The sequence below is a fragment of the Micromonospora sp. NPDC049107 genome, assembly GCF_040648595.1.
GTDB lineage: Bacteria > Actinomycetota > Actinomycetes > Mycobacteriales > Micromonosporaceae > Micromonospora.
This window is the reverse complement of the sequence record NZ_JBEZEC010000010.1, coordinates 306,007-324,956: the sequence shown is the minus strand read 5'-3', so window position 1 is coordinate 324,956 and position 18,950 is coordinate 306,007. Positions and strand designations below refer to the sequence as shown.

The window sequence follows — 18,950 nt, the reverse complement described above, 5'->3', positions numbered from 1 at the left end:
CTCTCTCGAACCGGATTGCGGCGGGTGCCCGCCGCCGTCGGGGTGAAACGGCGGTTCCTCCGCCCTCAGGGCCGTGGCGGAGGACTGTGGGTGATACGTCGGGTCACGGGCGACTGGTACAGGCCAGCGCTGGTGATGGCGTAGAAGACGGGCAGGAGGATGAAGATGGCCAGGCCGATCAACGGTGCGACCAGGTAGTCGACCAACCCCGCGAGGACGTACAGGACGACCCCGGCGAGGGCTCTGAACCGCTCGACGGGAAAGAAGCCGCGCTTGGCCTGGTTCTTGAGCAGGTCCGGGTTCTTTGCCAGGTAGTGGTAGAACGCCAGCCAGGTAGCGCACAGCAACGCGCCGATCAGCGCGTAGAAGGCGACTGCCACCCGCTGGTCCGCGTTGTTGTGCTTCTGCAGCGCGTCCGACACGACGGAGGTCGGAAACGGCAGTAGCGCCGTGCTGAACAGCACGAAAAGGTTCATCCAGTGCAGGCCGCGATCGACCTGCTGGATGCGGTTGAACGCCGCCTTGTGGTTGAGCCAGACGACGGCCACATACGAGTAGGACGCGAGATACGCGGCGTACGAGGGCCACTGCTCGAGGAGGCCGGACAGGAGGCGGCCAGGAGGAACGTCCGGCACCCGCAGGTCCAGGACCAGCAACGTGATGATGATGGCGAAGATGGCGTCGCTGAACGCCACCGCGCGGCTGGTGTCTGACCGGGTGCCTAGGTCTGCCTCTGGCCCGCTCACCGACTGCGCCTACCCAGGGTCGTCTATGGCAAACAGATGGAGAGCCGGGGCTGCGAATGCAGGCCGTCCTTAAAGATGGGTGCCCGCGGACAGACGCCACATCCAGCCACCGGGCGTGCCGCGGTGGCCGGATGCGGGTGGTGGTCAGGGTTTGAGGACGACCTTTTCGCAGTTGTCCTGCTTGTTCTTAAAGATCTCGAAGCCGCGTTCTGCCTGGTCGAGTGGCAGGGTGTGGGTGATGACCCGGGTCGGGTCGATCTCCCCCCGTTCGATGCGCTGCAGCAGCGGTTTCATGTAGCGCTGCACGTGGCATTGACCGGTACGCAGCGTCAGCGCGCGATTCATCCACGCTCCGGCCGGGAACTTGTCGAGGAAGCCGCCGTACACGCCGATGACCGAGACGATGCCGCCGCTGCGGCAGGACAGGATCGCCTGCCGCAGCGCGTGCGGCCGCTCGGTCTCCGAGCGGACTGCCTGCTTGATCCGGTCGTAGGCGTGCACGTGCGCGGCACCGTGGGTGGATTCCATGCCGACCGCGTCGATGCACTTGTCCGGTCCCCGCCCACCGGTGAGTTCCAGCAGCCGGGACCGCACGTCCACATCCTCGAAGTTCACCGGCGTGTGGCCCGCCCGTTCGGCCATCTGCAGCCGGTACGGCTCTTTGTCGATGGCGATGACCTTCGCGGCGCCGAGCGCCCGGGCACTGTCCATCGCGAACTGCCCGACCGGACCAGCGCCCCACACGGCGACGACGTCGGTGGGCTGGATGTCGCACATCTCGGCGCCCATGTAGCCGGTGGGCAGGATGTCGGAGAGGAACAGCACCTGCTCGTCGGTGAGGTCCGACTCGATCTTCAGGGGACCGACGTCGGCGAACGGCACCCGCGCGTACTGCGCCTGGCCGCCCGCAAAGCCGCCGGTCAGATGCGAGTAGCCGAAGATCCCGGCGACCGGGTGGCCGAACATCTTCTCGGCGATGCCGGCGTTCGGATTGGAGTTCTCGCAGCACGACCACAGCTCGGCGGCGCAGGCACCGCACGCGCCGCAGGCAATCGGGAACGGCACAACGACCCGATCCCCGACGCGCAGCCGGCCCGGGTCGACGCCCCGGCCGACCTCGACCACCTCGCCCATGAACTCGTGGCCCATGACGTCGCCGTCCTGCATCGTGGGCACGTACCCATCGAGGAGGTGGAGGTCCGAGCCGCAGATCGCGGTGGAGGTGATCCGTACGATGGCGTCGCGGTCGTTGAGGATCTTCGGGTCCGGTACGTCACGGACCTTGACCTTGTTGCGGCCTGCCCAGGTGTTCGCCCTCACGCGTCTGCCCCCTTCGCGAGCTCGGAGTCCGACAGCGGTTGCGCCGGACGTTGCGGGAACTCCTTGCGGGCCCGCTTGCCCCACGGGGCGCCCTCGGATCGGACGACCTGCCCGGTCTCCAGCACCTGCTTGAGCCGGCGCAGGTCGTCGTCGAGCTGCTGGTGCGGTTCCTCACCGAAGTACTTGGCGACCGCCTTGCCGACCGCGCCCCCCGGGATGTCGTACGACATGACGACGTGCACCTCGGTGCTGACTCCATCCGGGGCGGGTACGAACCGGACCGTGCCGGCGTTCGGCACGTCGGCGTTCCCGGTGGACCGCCACGCGATCTTCTTCCCGGGTGCCTCGTCGATGATCTCCGCGTCCCACTCGACGTTCTTGCCGAAGGGCGCGCTGGCGGACCAGTGGCTCGTACGGTCGCCGGTGGGGCGGATCGTCTCAAGGTGTGCCATGAACGTGGGGAGGTTGTCCAGGTCACGCCAGAACGCGTAGACCGTGGGTGGGGGTTTGCGGATGGTTGTCGTGGCTGTCAGCTCCATGGATCCTCCTTCGCGTGGGCCTCGTACCGGCAGCGCCGAACCGATCCTCGTGTCGCGGGTGGCTTGCACGGCGGTCAGCAGGTCCACCACCGTGATCCCGACGATGGCGCCGGTGACACCGACGAGGCGACGCCGGCGGTGCCCGCTACGGTGGGCGATGGCCACCCCGAGAGAGGCGAGGTCCATCGCGTCGCCCACGACCCGGGTCCACGCCCAGATGCCCTTGCGCCGGCTCGTCAGTAGTCCGGCCGCATGGACCAACTCCCGTGCTCCGACCAGTGGCACCACGGCCCGGGAGGTCGAGGAGTCATCCACCCCGCTGATCCGGCGCACCGTGTCCGGTGCCGCCAGCTGTGCCACCCCCAGACCGAGACTCATCCAGCCGAGCCGGCGCCCTCGCCGTCGTACGTCTTCCTGCCTGGCCTGCGCGGCCTCTCGGGTTGCTAGTTGAGTCACGGGTCGCCTCCGTATCCGGTCGCAGCCCGGCCGAGCCATTCCGGCTCAAGAGGTCCCGGACCCGACCCACAGAGGCCCCGCATACCCCTCGAAAATCACCTCAATCCGCGCATCGGTCGCGGCACGGAGGTGATCCCTGTCCTGCGGCTCAGCAGGGCGTGCGGGCCGCTACCGCTAGCAGCGGTACGTCCAGGTCGTCGTCGACCCCTGCCAAGCGCCCGTATCCGGACGTCGGCCCAAGAGCCTCGCAGCGGCGGCGCTTCGACCGGCAGAGCGCCGCCGCTGTGTGCGGGCTTAGGAGCCCGGTTCTGATCCTCTGGGTCTTGACCCTTCACCGCGTCAGGCGGTCGCCATCTGGCGGACGTTCTCGCCCTGGGCGAACACCTCGACCATCTTGGCGCAAAAGGCCGGAAGGTCACTGGGGTTGCGGCTGGTGACCAGGCTGTTGTCGACCTGTACCTGTTGGTCCACCCAGTTCCCGCCCGCGTTGCGGATGTCGGTGCGCAGACTGGGGAACGAGGTGACGGTCCGGCCGCTGACCATGCCGGTCTCGACCAACGACCAGGGGCCGTGGCAGATCGCCGCCACCGGCTTCTGTTGCTGGAAGAACGCCCGGACGAAGTCCATGGCTTGCGGGTTCATCCGGAGCCGGTCGGGGTTGACCGTCCCGCCCGGCAGCAGCAGGGCGTCGTAGTCGGCCGCGTTGGCCTCGTTGACGGTCCGGTCCACCCGATAGCGGTTGGCCGGGTCGATGTCCTGGTTCATCGACTGGATCTCGCCGGAGTTCAAGGAGATCAGGTGGACCTCGGCGCCCGCCTGCTCGGCGGCGGCCCGGGACTGGGTGTACTCCACGTCCTCCACTCCGTCGGCGGCGAGGCAAGCGATTCGTTTGCCGGTCAGTGGCTGCTGGCTCTGCGCCATATCGGGTGGCCTCTCCCTCGCGGCGCCGCCCCGTCGACGGCGCATCGTTCGCTCGCGGGCCGCCTTCCCGGTGTTGGAACCGGGAAACAGGTCACCGAAGGTCGCTCAGGGATGGACGGATAGGTGCGCCCGCCGATGCGGCGGGCGACGGAGGATGGGTCGCCCAACGAGACTGCCCTCGCTCGAAGCGGGTAACGCACTGAACCACTGGCGCCGAGGCCCCCGAAAGGCCGACATGACTCTCCCTACCGCTTCCATCGAACTGCCGTCCGGCCAGAGCATGCCCGTGCTCGGCCAGGGCACGTGGTACCTGGGTGAGCACCCTGCGCGGCGACGGGATGAGATTTCCGCCCTGCAGGCTGGCCTGGACCTGGGCATGAGCTTGATCGACACTGCGGAGATGTACGGCAACGGCGCCTCGGAGGAGCTTGTCGGCGAGGCCATTGTCGGACGACGGGGCGATGTGTTCCTGGTCGACAAGGTGCTGCCGTCACACGCCAGCCGGCAGGGGACCGTGCAGGCCTGCCGCCGCAGCCTGCAACGACTCGGCGTCGACCACATCGACCTCTATCTGCTGCACTGGCGCGGCACGCATCCACTCGCGGAGACGATCGAGGCGTTCGCTGAACTCATCGACGCCGGCGACATCGGGCAGTGGGGTGTGAGCAACTTCGACCTCTCCGACATGACCGAGCTATTCGAAGCGGGCGGGAACCACTGCGCGACCAACCAGATCCTGTACAACCTCACCCGGCGCGGGCCTGAGTACGACCTGCTGCCGTGGCTCCGTGAACACCGGATCCCGGTGATGGCGTACTCCCCGATCGAGCAGGGCAGACTACTCGGCCACGACCAGGTCGCAGAGGTCGCCGCCCGGCACGGGGCGACGCCCGCTCAGGTCGCACTGGCCTGGGTGCTGAGGCAGGGGATGGTCGCGGCCATTCCCCGATCGTCCAAGTCGGAACACACCCGCCAGAACGCGGAGGCGCGCGACCTGCACCTGACCGAGGACGACACCGCGGCCCTCGACAGGGCGTTTCCGCCACCTGCTGGCGCGCAACCGTTGGAGATGTTGTAGGGCCGGTGGCCGTTCCAGCGGGAGCAGTGCCAGTGCCCTGACCAGCGCGAACTCCGCGAGTGTCACAAACGCCCCTGCGGGGCTCGCCCTTTATGAAAGGGTTTGCTCTGAAGGTTACCGATCTTCGACGGTGCCGAACGAGCAGACCAGGTGACAGGGGCGGACATGAGATGGCTGATCGGTGGTGCGGTCGCGATTGCCGGAGGGATGGTGGTCCGGCGCCTGCTCGGTGGGGCTGGCCGGGGCAGTGACCAGTGGCAACGGGTTCAGGGCCGGCGGCGCGGGACGCGGTGGCATGTGGCGACGGTGAACCGCCCGGCGGGTGATGTCGCCCCGGGCGGCCGGTTCCCCGAGCCGCTTGCCGGGCTTGGCGACGCCGTCGAGGTCCAGGTCCGGCCGGCCCCCGGTGACCGGGGAACCGAGATCGCCGTACGGCTGCGCGACGGCGCCCGACTCCCTGTTGCCGTCGCGGCCCGACGGGTCATCGGCCGGGATCCCGACCAGGCCATCCGGGCTGCGCTGCGAGAGTCGAAGCAGCTGATCGAAACCAGCGAGGTCCTGCATCCGGACTATCCGCCCACGACCGAGCCGACTCCGATCAACAAACCACTGCGAGTGGCCACCGCACAGGGTCGACGGGAGGGACGGCTGTGAAGGCGCTGGTGTGGGAGGGAGCCAACGAACTCGCGGTGCGGCAGGTGCCGGAGCCGCAGATCCGCAACAAGCAGGACATCATCGTGCGGGTCCGACGGACGGTGACCTGCGGTTCGGATTTGCACCTGCTCGGCGGGTACATCCCGTTCATGGAACGCGGTGACGTCCTCGGGCACGAGTTCCTCGGCGATGTCGTCGAGGTCGGCTCTCAGGTCCGCAACCACAAAGTGGGCGACCGCGTCGTCGTCTGCTCGTTCGTCTCCTGCGGCAAGTGCTGGTACTGCCAGCAACAACAGTTCTCGCTGTGCGACAACGGGAACACGAACCCGATGATCACCGAGAACGTCTGGGGCGCCGCGCCCGGAGGCTGCTACGGCTACTCGCACGCGCTCGGGGGCTTCGCCGGCAGCCACGCCGAGTTCATCCGCGTCCCCTACGCCGACCAGGGCGCCTTCACCGTCCCGGACGAGGTGAGCGACGAGCGCGCGCTCTTCGCCTCCGACTCGGCGCCGACGGGATGGATGGGCGCTGACCTCGCCGGGGTGAAGCCGGGCGATGTCGTGGCGGTCTGGGGTGCCGGTGCGGTAGGACAGATGGCGGCTCGGGCGTCCGTGCTGCTTGGTGCCGATCGGGTGATCGTGATCGACCGGCTCGACAACCGGCTCCAGATGGCCCAGACACATCTCGGTGTCGAGACGCTGAACTACGAGCAGCAGGACGTCAGCGGCGAATTGCTGGAGCGCAGTGGTGGCCGAGGCCCCGACGTGTGCATTGAGGCAGTGGGGATGGAGTCGCACAGCAGCGGTCCGCAATTCTGGTACGACCAGGTCAAGCAGCAGCTGCGCATCGAGTCCGACCGACCGATCGCCGCCCGGGAGGCGATCTACAACTGCCGCAAAGGTGGAAGCGTGTTCATCCTGGGCGTGTTCGCCGCCCTGGTCGACAAGTTTCCGCTCGGTGCGGTGATGAACAAAGGGCTGACGCTGCGTGGCGCACAGCAGCACGGACAGCGCTACATTCCCATGCTGCTGGAGCGGATGGCCCGCGGCGAACTGGTCACCGAACATCTCGCGACACACACGATGCCGTTGGACGAGGCGCCGCGCGGCTACGAGATGTTCAAACAGAAACTCGACGGATGCGTGCGCGCCGTCTTCCAGCCCACCAACTAAGGATACCGTCGCCAGTACCCGTCGCGCTTACCGCGGCCCCGGCAGCGTGGCCCCGCTCAGCTCGCGCCGCTGGACCGCTCCCTGCTCTTCTCGTCCTGCCAGCCGCCGGGGTGGGGATGATAGCCGTATGCGGCGGCCCGCACTGTATTCTCGTTTTCCAGCCCTGAGCCGATCGCGCCGCCCACAGTGGCAAGTGAGCTGGTGATCCAGGCGAGCGTCAGATAGTCACTGGCGTGCACCGGCCGCTGCAGAACCTGTTCGAACACGGACGTGTCGATCAGCAGCGCCCCGACGAGCACCGTTCCCACGAACAGCACCACGTAGGACACCGCTGTGGCCAGACTGAGGGTGAGGATCGTACCCAGGTTGAACAGCCGTGCCAGCTCGGCCGGTGTCTCGCGGCTCGGCTTCTCCCACAGGTCGTGCGCAACGATCAACCAGGCCACCAACCCGCCTAACCCGAGCACCATGATCACGGCGAGCCGGAGTCCGCCGAGGGCATCGCCCATCTGCCAGATGGTGTCCGTGGTGAGCGCGAACGCCGCCGTGCCGAATGCGCCGACCAACAGCTTGGACAGGCCAAGCAGGGCCCGTCCAGGACGGTTGGCGCGAACCATGCCGGTCAACAGTCGCGCCCGGCCGATCAGCCCCGAGGCGACGTAGCGCCGCTCACCGGCGTCGGCCCCGTCGATCATTCGACGGACAGCGGGAAGGCGCCGCGTCGTCTCGGCCGCCGGCACCCGGTGATCGGCGGCGTCTGCCAGCAGTTGGCCCACCAAATCCGGGACGGCTGCTCGGACCGAGCGCATCTGGCGTAGTCCCAGCGCGGGCAGAGAAATCATCCCGACGTAGCGCCGACCAGAGGTCTGAGCGACCAGAGGCGCCCGCCCAGCATGCAGCGGCAGGTCGGTCAGGCAGATGGCGACGTCCCATCGATCGTCCGTGCGCCGCCGGGCAAGATCGTCGAGCAGCGCCTCCGCGCCGCCATCGCGGCGGGGCGCCACCTCCCCCCAGCCTTCCCGGACGGTCCACCGCACGTCCGGGCTCACCCGCTCGCTAAGCACCCGGGCAAGCTCCGCCGTGACTCTGCCCGCCACTCGGGCCGGGTGGTCCGGTGGGGTTGCTACCAGTCCCACGACAATCTCCGGGCGATGTCGCTCGCTCTGGGTCACCGCTGCTCCTTACCGGTAGCCGGGCAGGCCGTGAACGAGGATGCCCGGCCAATCCAGACACGGCAATGCGACGCCTGCGTGAAACTGGACGGCCGTCCGCCCACGCAGCCTAAAAGACCGCCCCGAGGGGTGCAGCGGATTCGCTGGGCTTAAGGTCTTTCGACGCAGTGGACGCCAGCCAGGTCGTCACGCCACACACCGGTCTGCTGGCCGGTGACCATGTCGGACCGACCGGTCCACATCACCCACCACTCCCGGCCATCCTCGACGCAGAGCACAACGAGCTGTACGGCTCGATGATCATGAAAGCGGCCGGAAAGGGAGCCCTACCGTCGATATAGCCCTCGAATGGCTCGCCAAATCGAACTGCGACCACCTCATCGCAATGTCCAACGGTGCGATCCGAAAGAGACCTCGTCAACTTGGTGAACGGCGACCTCGTCAAGCAGCTCTACGGTCCGAGCTGCCTCGTCGTACCCGTCCCGATCGTCGGCACGCCAATGATCGTCCCCGTCTGAGCGATTCTCCGTCGCAGCGCTGTGAACAGCGGACGGCCACCGGTCATCACGGCGGGCCGACGACAGGAAGCGCGTCTGCGGTGGGATGCCGCGTATCCTGCATCGAGTATTGGCTCCGACAGCGTGCTCCAGGAACACGTAGCCCGAGCTGCGTGTGGGGCCAGACCTTTCGCCGGTGAGTAGAGGGCGTATGCGCCGCAGGCCACGGGACCGCGGTCGTCCGGCCCCGACACGCCGGCGGGATTGGTATTTAATGAATCAGATTCGGATGTCTGTGCGAGTGGGCTGCTCGGAGTTGGACGCAGATGGTGTGAAGGGCCTGACCGCTGGGCTTCGACGAGAGGTTCTCACCACGGACGTAGCCGGCGCCGAGTGGGCTGCGGCTGGGGATGCACCGGCCGGGGCTAAGTCTGGGATCGCGGTCGCGGGTGGTGCGTTGGCGGTGACGCTGGCGCCGATAGTGGTCGAGAGTCTGATGGGCGTCATCGCGTCGTGGCTGAGCCGGCAGCCGGCCGACGTCGAGATTGAGATCGACGGCCGTCGGTTCAAGGGGCGTGTGTCGAAGGCGCAGCGCGACGAACTCGTCGCCGCTTACCTGAACCGGATGAACAGCGGGTCATGACAGAGGTGACCCGCCAGCGTAGGGCGCTGTTGATCGGTTGCGGGACGTTCACCGACTCGTCGCTGGCACAGCTCAGATCGCCTCGTCGCGACGTCGAGGACATGAGCCGCATGCTGTACGAGGCGGGGTACGCGCAGGTGTTTGCTGACGTTGACTGCACCACCCGTGCGGCGCAGCGTGCCGTCGAAGCATTCCTGCTTGAAGCCCGGGTTGATGATGCCCTGAACTTGATCTACTTCTCCACGCACGGGCTTCAGGACAGGCAGGGTAAGTTGTACTTCGCGTTCACTGACACTGAGAAGCGATACCTGAGTGCTACTGCGGTGGGCGCCGAGTGGGTGCGCGACCGAGTCTATGACAGCCGCTCAAAGTCCACGCTCATCCTTGTTGACTGTTGCTTCAGCGGGAGTTTCATCACGGGCATGCAGGCCCGGTCCAGCGGCGAACCCGACGTTGACGTGCTTGTCCGAGGCTTACCTCAGGGCAGCGGGGTCGCGGTACTTACCGCGTCGGGTGAGCATGAGGCTAGTTTCGAAGACGTCGAATCACCCACGGCGCGCACCTCCTACTTCACAGAAGCCGTTGTAGCTGGCGTCGCCACCGGCGCCGCGGACCTGAACCGCGACGGTCGGATCACTGTCGATGAACTGTACGAGTACGTCTACCACCACGTCGTGAACGGGCCGTCGCCCCAACGCCCACGCAAGCTTGGAATGGGCGAGGGGACGATGGTGGTTGCTGAGCCGCTGGGACAGCCGGTGCGAATACCCGCCCAGGTATCACCCCCGACGGGCAGAGCCGCCGCGCCTGTCCTTCGAGCGCGAGGTGTCCTCGGCTATGCGGCGTTTGATGGCCAGTCCGTCGTCATCGGCAAGGATGGCTTCGGGCCCGTCATGAAGGGCGAGCGCCGCCTACACGTCAGCGATGTCGCCGGGGTCTCGTTCAAGCCGGCAACCTCCCTGCACTATGGCTACCTTCAGGTGATCCAGAAAGGCGTCCAGCCAGCACCGATCAGCCGATTCGGACCTGGCGCGGGACGGCCTCCCATGGAGGACGGTGCCTCAGTCTCCTTTGCCAGATCCGTCAACGCCGAGATGCAGCAGATGCGAGATGCCATCGAAACAGCCATCGGTATCCCGCCACGCGCCCTTCGCGCATCAACAGCCAAGAACAGCGCTTGGGCAACAATCGGACGCGGCCTACTGTGGGCCCTCGGGATCCTCGCCGGGCTTCTCGAAGCCATCGTGATAGCCGCGACCGTAACCGACAGCTGGGACGACCACAGTGTCGGAACCGCCGTCACGGCGAATCTGCTTTCTGGTGGCGCGGTCCTGGCGAGCGGTAGAGTTCTCTACATCAACCGTCGCAAGTAAAAATCTAAGCCATGACCGCCAAATCTATCTCGGTTCCGCCAATGGGGGTGAGCACATCGGCGAGGACTTCCCGGGTCGAAGATGCGACGCGGTACAGCCGCGTGTCGTCCGGCGCCCGCAGCTCGGCGTGCAGCCGCCCATTTCGGTCGGGGAACCGCGAGTATATCTCGTTGATGATGCGCCGCCCCTGCGCGGCCTGCGGCCGGGTGCACTCCAAGAATCAATTCACCGGTGGTTCCGCCGGGCTGATTCCACGCTATCGAGTCATACGCGGCTCGTTGAACACCCTGTCCATTATGGCCGCGACGCTAGTGACCATTGCTCTGCCGACCAAGCGAAATTGACGGTGCGTCGCCGGCGGGGACGATGTTACCCATCTAGACGCGGCTCGCCTGACCCATAAGAGCTCAGGACCTGAACGTCAATATTGGGCAGCATCCTTCGCGTCTCGATGCTCACGATGAGGGGCACGGGCGAATCGGGCATAGGCACAAGGGGGAGGGGAGATGTGCAACGGGTACGTCACCCTCGCTTCCAGGCGCTCCACGAGACAGCCCATTCCGGTCCTGGCCGGGCTGCGGGCAGTTGTTCTCGCCCCGGCAGCACTGCTTCGACTGCTTCGACGGCAGCCTGCTGTTCGGCTTCGCGGTCGCCGAGTGACTCGCGTACCACCATCAGCAGGTCGTCGTGTACGAACGTCCGACACGGCTGGCCTAGCTGCTGCTTGATCATTAATTGAATGGCTTTGCGCAGTCCGGAAAGTTGGTCGCCAGGCACCCTTTGCACCTCGGCATACCCGTGCTGCCGCAACAGGTCTACGACCAATTGCGCCACGACCGGCACCCGTTCATCGACCGCAGGAGGCGGGAACAGACGGTCCATCAACGCCAGACATCGTCGACACGTTGGCGCAAACGCCGGCTTCCGGTACCGGCCGACGGGTCCATCATCACCGCCGGCCATCACCAACCAGGCCCGACCACACATCGTCGTCTGCTCCCAGCCCGGTTCCTCAAGCGCAGCGAGGTCGTATCGTCGCTCGACCAGGTCCCGGTCGCTGTCCGCCTGATAAAAGTGCGCGTCGGACAGGGCGCCGCGGCCTGCTTCAGCCGGGTTGTTGCGGCGTACGAGGTGAACGGCCTTGCCTCCACTGACCACGGCGAGGAGAAGCTGCGACGTCCCGGCCGTGATGACGTTCGGTCCGTCTAGCCCTTCAGGGATGACAGCGACCCCTGACGTCAGAAGGTGTATCGGACCGACGTACCGGTAACCGAGGCATCCTGCCAAACAGCAGCAGGCCCCTGGAGGGGCTGTCGACGCTGATGCGGTCGCGCTACGGTCGTCTGTCGGGATCGAGGGCGTGGATGAGATGTCCGATCCTTTGCTGGTCGGGTGCCGGCCAGTACAGGTATCGCGGACCGAGGAAGCAATGGAAAGCCCCGCAGGCGAACAGCTCCTCGAACAGGTCAGCGGGCGTCGCGATGAGCAGACCAAACGGCCGCAACGCGTTCGTGGCTTTGAGGATCCCGACGTCGCGCGTCAAGAACACGTTCGCACCGACCTGGAGCGCGTCGTGCACCAGCTGGCGGTCGTTCCCGGCTGGAACAGCCGTCAAGGCTCGCGTCATCTCTCGCTCGGGCAGGATCAGCAGCCCTTCGCGGGAGGGGCGCTCCTCCGGTTCCCCCCATCCCAGAAGACGTAGCGCGGCGGTGAACTCCTCGAAGGCAAGCAGCCGGTGCACACGACGCTCCTGGGACAGGGTCTTCTTCGCATCGTCGACGGACGCCGCGAGTATGATGAAGCGGATGTCTCGAACCGCCCACAGGGCAAGAATAAGTTGCAGCGATTCCAGGTCTGTCGCGTAATCCTCGCCGGACACAAGACCAACGACGCTGTCGCCCGTCCAGAGCCGATGCCCATACGTGAAGTAATCGATCAACAGATTCGTGTCCCAGGCGACATGCAGGGGACCTCGCCCTCGTCGTCCCGCGAAGAGCCGCACATTCTCCTCGTACACGAAGTGCGGTCCCTCAGGAGGAGCAAACAGCGCGGCTCGCTCCAGCATCCGCGTCACCTCGTCCGCGCCGAAGGAGACCCGGAGCCGTCGGGCCATCTCGTTAGCCAGGTGGAAGCCCCACCTTTCGTCGTCGCGGTACGCGGCAGTGGCATCGACGTAGAGCAACACCAACTCATCGTCGCAGGCGCCAATCGCCGATCCAAGCCCCTGCGTGCAGGCCGTAGGTGTGTCGGCAGTCGCGACGTTGTGTCGTCATGACACGACCTACCCACGCCCTTGAGCAACTCGTTCGTCCGCTCATCCCTGCTACCTCGCCCGCGCGGCCGAGCCCACGCCCGATGCCGCTGCCAGCGCTACCCGCCCGCGTTTGCCCGCCGGCAATCATCGACGCCTCGGGGCTGCTGCTGTGGATGGCTCTCCCCACTCGCTGTGGCCGGGTGACTGCGCAGCACCTCCTGCACTCGATCGGCTGGTCGCCGGGACATCACCTCGACATCCAGCTGCGCCTAGGCATGGTCGTCATCACCTCCGCGCAGGACGACCGGTACCAGGTGGGCAGCCGAGGCGAACTGCCCCTGCCGGCGAGCGCCCGACACTTGTGCCGGATCGAGCCCGGCCAGCCTGTGCTCCTGGCCGCCTTCATCACGCATGACTTGCTCGTCGTTCATCCCGTCGGCACCGTCGCCCGCCTCCTCACCGACCTGCACCGCCAGTTGGCAGGAGGCGACAGTGACCGCTGACCCGTCTGCTGTCGCCGCCGCATACCAGGTCTTGGCTCACCTGGGCGTCACCGTGGCCGACCTCCAAGCCCACCCTTGCGCTCGGGCCGCCCTACCCACGGTTGCGGAGTACCTGCCGCGCGTTCTTGCTGCAGCCGGGCCTGGAGCGCGCCGCACGTACGGCACCTACTGGGAGCGAATGGCCGCCGCCTGGCCCGACCGACCGTTGGACAGCATTGCCGCCAGCGATATCGAGGCCTTGAAACAACGGATGATGGCCAGCGCGGTGTCGCGGCGCAACAGCCGCAGCGGCCGGCATGCTGGCGAGCATGTCGTCGCCGCCGCGCGCGCTTTCTACACCCGGGCCATCGCCGACGGTCTGATCGACGCCTCCGCCAGCCCCGCCCACCGGGTCGCGAAACCCCGCCGCCTGCCCAGCACGCGCCGCGCCTTGACCCCACACGAGCTGGATGAAATCAATATCGAGGCTCGTACCAGCGGCAACGATGTCATCCTCGATGCACTGCTCCTGCGCCTGCACACCGAAACCGCCTGCCGCCGCGGCGGAGCCCTCGCGTTGCGCCTGGTCGACCTGGACACCAACGGACTCGTCCGCCTCAGCGAGAAAGGCGCCACCATCCGGTGGCAACCGATCACCCTCGACCTCGCCGAGCACCTGCACGAGCACGCCCGCGCCCGCGGCGCGGTCCTGCTCGCCGACCCACTGCTGCGCAACCGTGCGGGCCAACCGATTACGAGCCGCCGCTACGACCACCTGTGGAAACGCCTCGGTGAGCGCCTGCCGTGGGTCGCTGTGCACGGCGTATCCACCCACTGGCTGCGCCACACCACGCTCACCTGGGTGGAACGGCACTTCGGCTACGGCATCGCCCGCGCCTACGCCGGTCACACCGACAGCCCCGGATCTTCCACCACCACCTACATCAAGGCTGATCTGCACGACGTGGCCAGCGCGCTGTCAGCCATGACCGGCCAGCCCCATCCGCTGGCCCGTCTGACGGATCACGTCGACGGGTGGTCGCAGGCGAGCGGCGCCGTCTCACCCGCGACCGAGTAAGGGATGGGGGCCGCGTGCGGTGCTCCCGGGACGTCGGCAGCTCCGGGGTGCACCGCACGCGGCACGGCCCCGCGACTGACGCCCTACCGTGGTCGCGGCATCTGCCCTGTGAGCCGTGGCCACGCTCGAAGCTATTCGGCGGTTTCCCAGGCCAGCGCGGCGGTTCGTTGCCCGCCGCTGGTGAGGAACTGTCGTGCCGCTTGCCGGGCGGTCGCGTTGGTGACGCGGGTGCGTTCAGGCCAGGCGTCGGTGGGCGTGCCGGCGTAGTCGAAGGTGAACGCGGGCCCGGGTTCGAGGTCTGGCTGGTATCCCCAAGCGCTGCTGCCGTCGGCAGCGACGTGATAGACGAACGACCGATCGGGGTGCCCGACGCAGATGTCGAGCATGACGGGAAACTCGCCGCCGCCGGGAGCGATGAGGGTGACGCAGTAGGGCAGCTGTGCGCTGTGGGCGCGACTGATCGTGTCCAGTGTGACGTCGAGTTCGGCGACGGTGCTGACCGACGCGGCGCCGTCGCCGCGCCCCCAGGTGATGTCGATGCTCATCGCCGGATCCCTTCTCCTGTTCCGACGTACAGCTTATGAAGCCACGTGCGGTCGCCGTCGGTGAGGAACACCGTCAGGCGTGTTCCGTGCGGCAGGATCGTGGCGAGGATCTTCTCGCAGACCAGAGGTCTGACCGGATCGTCGCACGGGGTGTGATTGAGCACGAGCGTGGCCTCTGACGGGCTGCCCGGACGGCGCAGCACGGCCGCGGCCTGCGCCTCGGCGTGGTCCATCACGATGGCCTGAGCCAACGGCGGCTTGAGTCCCACCCCGGCGGCGGGAAGCCTGCCCATCCGGATCTGCCGGCTGCGCAGCCGACCGTCTGGCTCCGCGGAGAAGTCAGGATCGCTCATGATCGCCCCGTCGGCGAGCAGGAAGGCCTCGGTCTTGTCCTGTGGTTCGCTGCGACGGGCCAGACTCGCGGCCGCCCGAAGGACCGCCTGCGGCGGGTCAGCAGGTGCGGGTGGTCGACGGATCCCGCCGCCACCCGCAGTCAGTTTCCCAGGCCGCCCAGCCCACGCACCCGCGTGAGGATCTCCTCAACCTTGCCCGCTGACTCACCAACCGTTATGCCCGCTCCATCGAGCTGTTGTGAGCTGCGGTCCACCGCTGCCGGCAGCGCTCTGATCAGCGGCGCCCTGCAACCCGGCTTGGATCAACGCCCGCGCTTGGTGAAGCTCGGAGCCGGCAGCTCGTATCAGTTCCCGAGCCCGGTCAAGATGCGCCTTGGCCTGAAGAAGCCGTCTGATCAACTCTGCCGCACTCACCCAATCACTGTCCCAGAACATCGAGACCCGTAGGTGCATGTGCTAGACCAGGAAAGTTCTGACTCCGGTCTGACCGGCGACGAGACGGAACACAACATCACCCTCGAGGTCGACTTAGTCGGTGCCAGGTGCCAGGTGCCCGGCGCCGACCGCTTGCGCCGAGCCTGATGACCAGATCGCACTCGCGCCTCTGCGTTCTGTGCCAGCGCTCGGGGTTGAATAGCAGCATGCGGGCATCGATTCAGGAGCAGAAGGGCGGCATCGGCGCGAACGAAGTCGCAGCCAACTTCGAGCGCATCGGCTGGGGCGTGGCAGAGAACTCGAAGCATGACCTAGGCACGGACTTGTTCCTGATGGCGCGGGACCACCGGCTCGTCGATCTCGGCATGGTAGTTGGCGCCCAAGTCAAAGGCGGCCCGACCTTCTTCGAAGAGGAGGTCCGCGGCGAGAATGGCAATGTCACCGGCTGGTGGTTCCGTGAGTCGCGGCGCGACCACTTCGACGCCTGGCTCACCCATCAGCTGCCCCACCTCATTGTCCTTCACAATATTGAGACGCGTGCCTCCTACTGGGCCCATATCACGAACGAATCCGTCACCTACACCGATAAGGGCGCGAAGGTATTCGTTCCGGCTGCCAACACCGTCGACGCGGCAAACGCTGACAAGCTGCTCGAGGTCGCAGCCAGCAACGCGTCCGGCGTGAACTGGGAGGGGTCAGCCTGGGCCGGTGCCGAACTGTCACCGAACCATCAGCTGCGTCATGCCTTGCTCGTGCCCCGGCTCATCGCACCGCATCCGAATCGTGGCGTCACGCTCCCACCGACCGCCGTGCAGGTGGTCGCCATGTTCGTTCAGGTCAGGCTCTGGGACGTCTCCAGGCTGCGTGACGAACATGCGTCCCTGCCGGACCTTGACGCCCTGGGCTCGGATGCCGGATGGGATTGGAAGCTCGCGGCCGGCATGTCGAACTTCATCAAGTCAGGAGATCCCGACGTCCTCAAAGCGCTCGTGGACACCACCCGGCCGCCGCATGAGCAGGCCGCAGCGACAGTGGCATACGCAGCGGCGCTGCTTGAGGACGGGCGCGCGGAAGACGCCCTCGACGCGCTCGACGTCCTCATTGGTCGCGATGAGTTGGACGTGGTTGACCAAGCTTGGGTTCAGCTCCAACACGTCAGGGCCCTTGGCGAACTTGGCCGTCGCCAGGAGGCCCGCGACGAAGCTCTGGGTCTTGTCAGGGTCGCGCGACGGGCACCGGGAGACGTCACCGCAGCAGCGATTGGCGGCGCCGCTGCCGAGACCGTGTTTACTGTCTCCGACTGGAACGCCAACGACCTCCAGGCCACCATCACAGCCTCGGACACCACTGCCTCGTGGTGGCGTCAGCAGGTCAGCAGTTGGGGACTGTCAGAACAGGCCGAGCAGCTTTTCCGAGCGTGGGGCCGCGACAATGCCGTCACTTTGGGCGGGGGAGACGAAGCTTGGCGGTACTTGCGATCGGCATCCCTGCTCGCAGGCCTGTTGGGTCAGCACAGCGCCTGGTGTCACACGACCAGGAAACTGGCCATTCATATGTTGACCCACCGTAACCACGGCATGGACGCAGATGTCGTGGCGGGGGCGCTGACCACTCTGCGTCGGTGCGGCGAGCATAAGGGGCTCCGGCTTGCAGCCCGACGCGTCGTCATCGATGGTCCTGCGACGGCTGCCCGGGCTGCTGCCCTTGAAGTCAAACCGGGAAGATCTACGCACACTTCGGCGCAGGCGGACATCCGTCTGCTGATCGAGGCTGGGGACCTGCTACCGCGGGATCGGGCAGAAGAGTTGGCCGGGTGGGCTCAACGCACCTTCCTTGACTCTGACGGGTACGTGAACCGCACCCGTCCCACCTTTGTCCTTCGTCCCATGTTGGTCGACCTGATGACCTCCCTTATTCATGCCATCGGCGATACCGTCCGAAACGATATGGTCGATTTCGTCCTTAATCTTCCAGTCCAGTTCGACCAGAGCATCGCCAACCGCCTGGCGTCGTTGGTCGGACGCCTCCCCGCGACGGTGTGGACGCCGGAGCGTGCACAGCGCGCAGTCGACCGAGCAGGAGGCGACAATTGGGAGCTTACCTACCCACTTTTAGGAGCGGCCGCGTTACACGTGCCTGAGGTTCGCGATCGTCTGAAGACAGAGGCGCACGAAGGATCGCTGGAGGCGCTCGCCGCGCTGGGAGACGTCCGAGAGCTTGATGCTGAGCTTGTAAGGTCGCTGGTCGAAAGCACTAGCAGCAGCCTCGAAACCCGAATCAAGGACGCCGCGCAGGGCCGGTTATCCGGCGGCGGCCCTGACCTCGGCCGAACCATCACGCTTCTAAACCTGTGGCACCCCGAATGCGCCAACTGGGACATCATTTATCGCCTACTGGCCTCAGTCCGCTGGGGAAAATATCTCGCTGGCACCCTCGACCTATTGGCGAACAAGGCCACTGACTTGGCCCCGGAAGTCGCGGCCGAACTCGCCTTGCTAGCCAAAGCCATTGCAGACAGCCCGGACCAACGTCCTAGCCTAATCCCAGGCCCCGACCCTCGCCCTTTCGCACGACGACTCCAGGCCACGCTTCAACATGGCACGGGAGAGCCCTCGGTCGGACACCTCTCCAGGTTGGCCCGCGGCAACGTCGACGATCGTAGCGCCGCTGCACTGCTTGCACACGGCACCTGTGACGAGCTGAGCATGGGCGTTCTCATCACCCTGTCGGGCGATGCGGAGCCGCGAGTGCGGGCAACCGCAGGGCGCGTGATTGCCGAGAGAGCTGCCGCAGGAGACGCAGTTGCGCGGACACAACTTCCGTCCCTCATCGAGGACTGTGGAGTGCTGGTCGCACAGGCTGTGGCGGCCGCCGCGGCCAAACATCCGCAGCTGGCAGGCTTCGAAGAACTCCGGCCGCTCCGAACCCACATCTCAGCTCAGGTGCGTGTCGCCTTCGCTGGCATCACCGACGCCTAGGCCGCAGCATGTTTTTGCGGCGTGACGTTGCTCAATTTCTCTCCCTATTGAGCAACGCGGCCTGCAAGCGAGCCGCAGCGGCCCCGCTTCGGCCTGCTGGTGATCCGGCCGGCGTTGGCCGGGCCGGCCGGACACGATGACGGAAGGATCCTGCTGATTGGACTACAATTCACCAAGCCCGTCGTGCGGTTCGACTCCTTGCGGAGAGTTCACAGCACTGTCAAGGGCCGCCCTATGAAGGAGTTGGGCGGGAT

General features: G+C 66.6%; 18 protein-coding genes. 8 read left to right on the top strand and 10 right to left on the bottom strand.

The features are described from left to right. Nucleotides 1–65: 65 nt before the first annotated feature. From AB0B55_RS25140 to AB0B55_RS25125, 4 genes are all read right to left on the bottom strand, one after another. Nucleotides 66–695 (bottom strand): TMEM175 family protein, encoded by a 630-nt coding sequence (locus AB0B55_RS25140; protein ID WP_357128358.1) that lies wholly within the window; start codon nucleotides 693–695, stop codon nucleotides 66–68. Nucleotides 696–890: 195 nt separating this feature from the next. After that, nucleotides 891–2,066 (bottom strand): zinc-dependent alcohol dehydrogenase, encoded by a 1,176-nt coding sequence (locus AB0B55_RS25135; protein ID WP_357174212.1) that lies wholly within the window; start codon nucleotides 2,064–2,066, stop codon nucleotides 891–893. Then, nucleotides 2,063–2,983, bottom strand: a complete 921-nt coding sequence (locus AB0B55_RS25130) for an SRPBCC family protein (protein ID WP_357174209.1) — start codon at nucleotides 2,981–2,983, stop codon at nucleotides 2,063–2,065. The genes AB0B55_RS25135 and AB0B55_RS25130 overlap by 4 nt, the downstream gene beginning before the upstream one ends. 417 nt (nucleotides 2,984–3,400) lie before the next feature. Next, nucleotides 3,401–3,982 carry a type 1 glutamine amidotransferase domain-containing protein gene (locus AB0B55_RS25125; protein WP_357128367.1) on the bottom strand — a complete coding sequence of 194 codons (582 nt, stop codon included), beginning with the start codon at nucleotides 3,980–3,982 and terminating at the stop codon, nucleotides 3,401–3,403. Nucleotides 3,983–4,217: 235 nt separating this feature from the next. On the opposite strand from AB0B55_RS25125, the gene AB0B55_RS25120 reads away from it, so the two are divergent. Continuing rightward, nucleotides 4,218–5,060: an aldo/keto reductase gene (locus tag AB0B55_RS25120; RefSeq protein ID WP_357128369.1), complete on the top strand. Its 843-nt coding sequence runs from the start codon at nucleotides 4,218–4,220 to the stop codon at nucleotides 5,058–5,060. 114 nt (nucleotides 5,061–5,174) lie between these two features. On the opposite strand, the gene AB0B55_RS25115 is transcribed toward AB0B55_RS25120, so the two are convergent. Further along, nucleotides 5,175–5,624, bottom strand: a complete 450-nt coding sequence (locus AB0B55_RS25115; protein WP_357128371.1) for a hypothetical protein — start codon at nucleotides 5,622–5,624, stop codon at nucleotides 5,175–5,177. Nucleotides 5,625–5,710: 86 nt separating this feature from the next. On the opposite strand from AB0B55_RS25115, the gene AB0B55_RS25110 reads away from it, so the two are divergent. Beyond that, nucleotides 5,711–6,886, top strand: a complete 1,176-nt coding sequence (locus tag AB0B55_RS25110; protein WP_357128374.1) for a zinc-dependent alcohol dehydrogenase — start codon at nucleotides 5,711–5,713, stop codon at nucleotides 6,884–6,886. A 56-nt stretch (nucleotides 6,887–6,942) separates the two neighbouring features. Here AB0B55_RS25110 and AB0B55_RS25105 read toward each other — a convergent pair whose 3' ends face one another. Next, nucleotides 6,943–8,058, bottom strand: coding sequence for a hypothetical protein (locus AB0B55_RS25105; protein ID WP_357174206.1), 1,116 nt, complete (start codon nucleotides 8,056–8,058; stop codon nucleotides 6,943–6,945). 395 nt (nucleotides 8,059–8,453) lie between these two features. Between AB0B55_RS25105 and AB0B55_RS25100 the strand changes: the two genes are divergently transcribed. The 3 genes from AB0B55_RS25100 to AB0B55_RS25090 all read left to right on the top strand — a co-directional run bounded on the left by AB0B55_RS25100 (nucleotide 8,454) and on the right by AB0B55_RS25090 (nucleotide 10,571). After that, a complete protein-coding gene (locus AB0B55_RS25100) occupies nucleotides 8,454–8,576 on the top strand; it encodes a hypothetical protein (RefSeq protein ID WP_357128380.1) in 123 nt (40 codons plus the stop codon). 310 nt (nucleotides 8,577–8,886) lie between these two features. Next, a complete protein-coding gene (locus tag AB0B55_RS25095; RefSeq protein WP_357174203.1) occupies nucleotides 8,887–9,198 on the top strand; it encodes a hypothetical protein in 312 nt (103 codons plus the stop codon). Continuing rightward, nucleotides 9,195–10,571: a caspase family protein gene (locus AB0B55_RS25090; RefSeq protein WP_357174200.1), complete on the top strand. Its 1,377-nt coding sequence runs from the start codon at nucleotides 9,195–9,197 to the stop codon at nucleotides 10,569–10,571. The genes AB0B55_RS25095 and AB0B55_RS25090 overlap by 4 nt, the downstream gene beginning before the upstream one ends. Before the next feature lie 522 nt (nucleotides 10,572–11,093). Here the strand turns inward: AB0B55_RS25090 and AB0B55_RS25085 are convergent. Continuing rightward, on the bottom strand, nucleotides 11,094–11,729 hold the full coding sequence (locus AB0B55_RS25085) for a hypothetical protein (RefSeq protein ID WP_357128389.1): 636 nt from the start codon (nucleotides 11,727–11,729) through the stop codon (nucleotides 11,094–11,096). Between the two features lie 175 nt (nucleotides 11,730–11,904). Next, nucleotides 11,905–12,756, bottom strand: coding sequence for a hypothetical protein (locus AB0B55_RS25080; protein ID WP_357174196.1), 852 nt, complete (start codon nucleotides 12,754–12,756; stop codon nucleotides 11,905–11,907). A 170-nt stretch (nucleotides 12,757–12,926) separates the two neighbouring features. Between AB0B55_RS25080 and AB0B55_RS25075 the strand changes: the two genes are divergently transcribed. Then, the gene (locus AB0B55_RS25075; RefSeq protein WP_357128395.1) at nucleotides 12,927–13,328 is read left to right on the top strand and encodes a hypothetical protein; all 402 of its coding nucleotides are present in this window, start codon (nucleotides 12,927–12,929) and stop codon (nucleotides 13,326–13,328) included. Then, nucleotides 13,318–14,385, top strand: coding sequence for a site-specific integrase (locus AB0B55_RS25070; RefSeq protein ID WP_357128398.1), 1,068 nt, complete (start codon nucleotides 13,318–13,320; stop codon nucleotides 14,383–14,385). The genes AB0B55_RS25075 and AB0B55_RS25070 overlap by 11 nt, the downstream gene beginning before the upstream one ends. 131 nt (nucleotides 14,386–14,516) lie before the next feature. Here the strand turns inward: AB0B55_RS25070 and AB0B55_RS25065 are convergent, their stop codons facing one another. Both AB0B55_RS25065 and AB0B55_RS25060 read right to left on the bottom strand, forming a co-directional pair. Then, entirely contained in the window at nucleotides 14,517–14,930 is a 414-nt protein-coding gene (locus AB0B55_RS25065) for an Imm1 family immunity protein (protein ID WP_357174193.1), read from the bottom strand. Next, on the bottom strand, nucleotides 14,927–15,283 hold the full coding sequence (locus tag AB0B55_RS25060) for a DddA-like double-stranded DNA deaminase toxin (RefSeq protein WP_357128404.1): 357 nt from the start codon (nucleotides 15,281–15,283) through the stop codon (nucleotides 14,927–14,929). Before AB0B55_RS25060 ends, AB0B55_RS25065 begins: the two co-directional genes overlap by 4 nt. A 641-nt stretch (nucleotides 15,284–15,924) precedes the next feature. On the opposite strand from AB0B55_RS25060, the gene AB0B55_RS25055 reads away from it, so the two are divergent. After that, on the top strand, nucleotides 15,925–18,696 hold the full coding sequence (locus AB0B55_RS25055; protein WP_357128410.1) for a DUF4365 domain-containing protein: 2,772 nt from the start codon (nucleotides 15,925–15,927) through the stop codon (nucleotides 18,694–18,696). The last annotated feature ends 254 nt before the right edge of the window (nucleotides 18,697–18,950 follow it).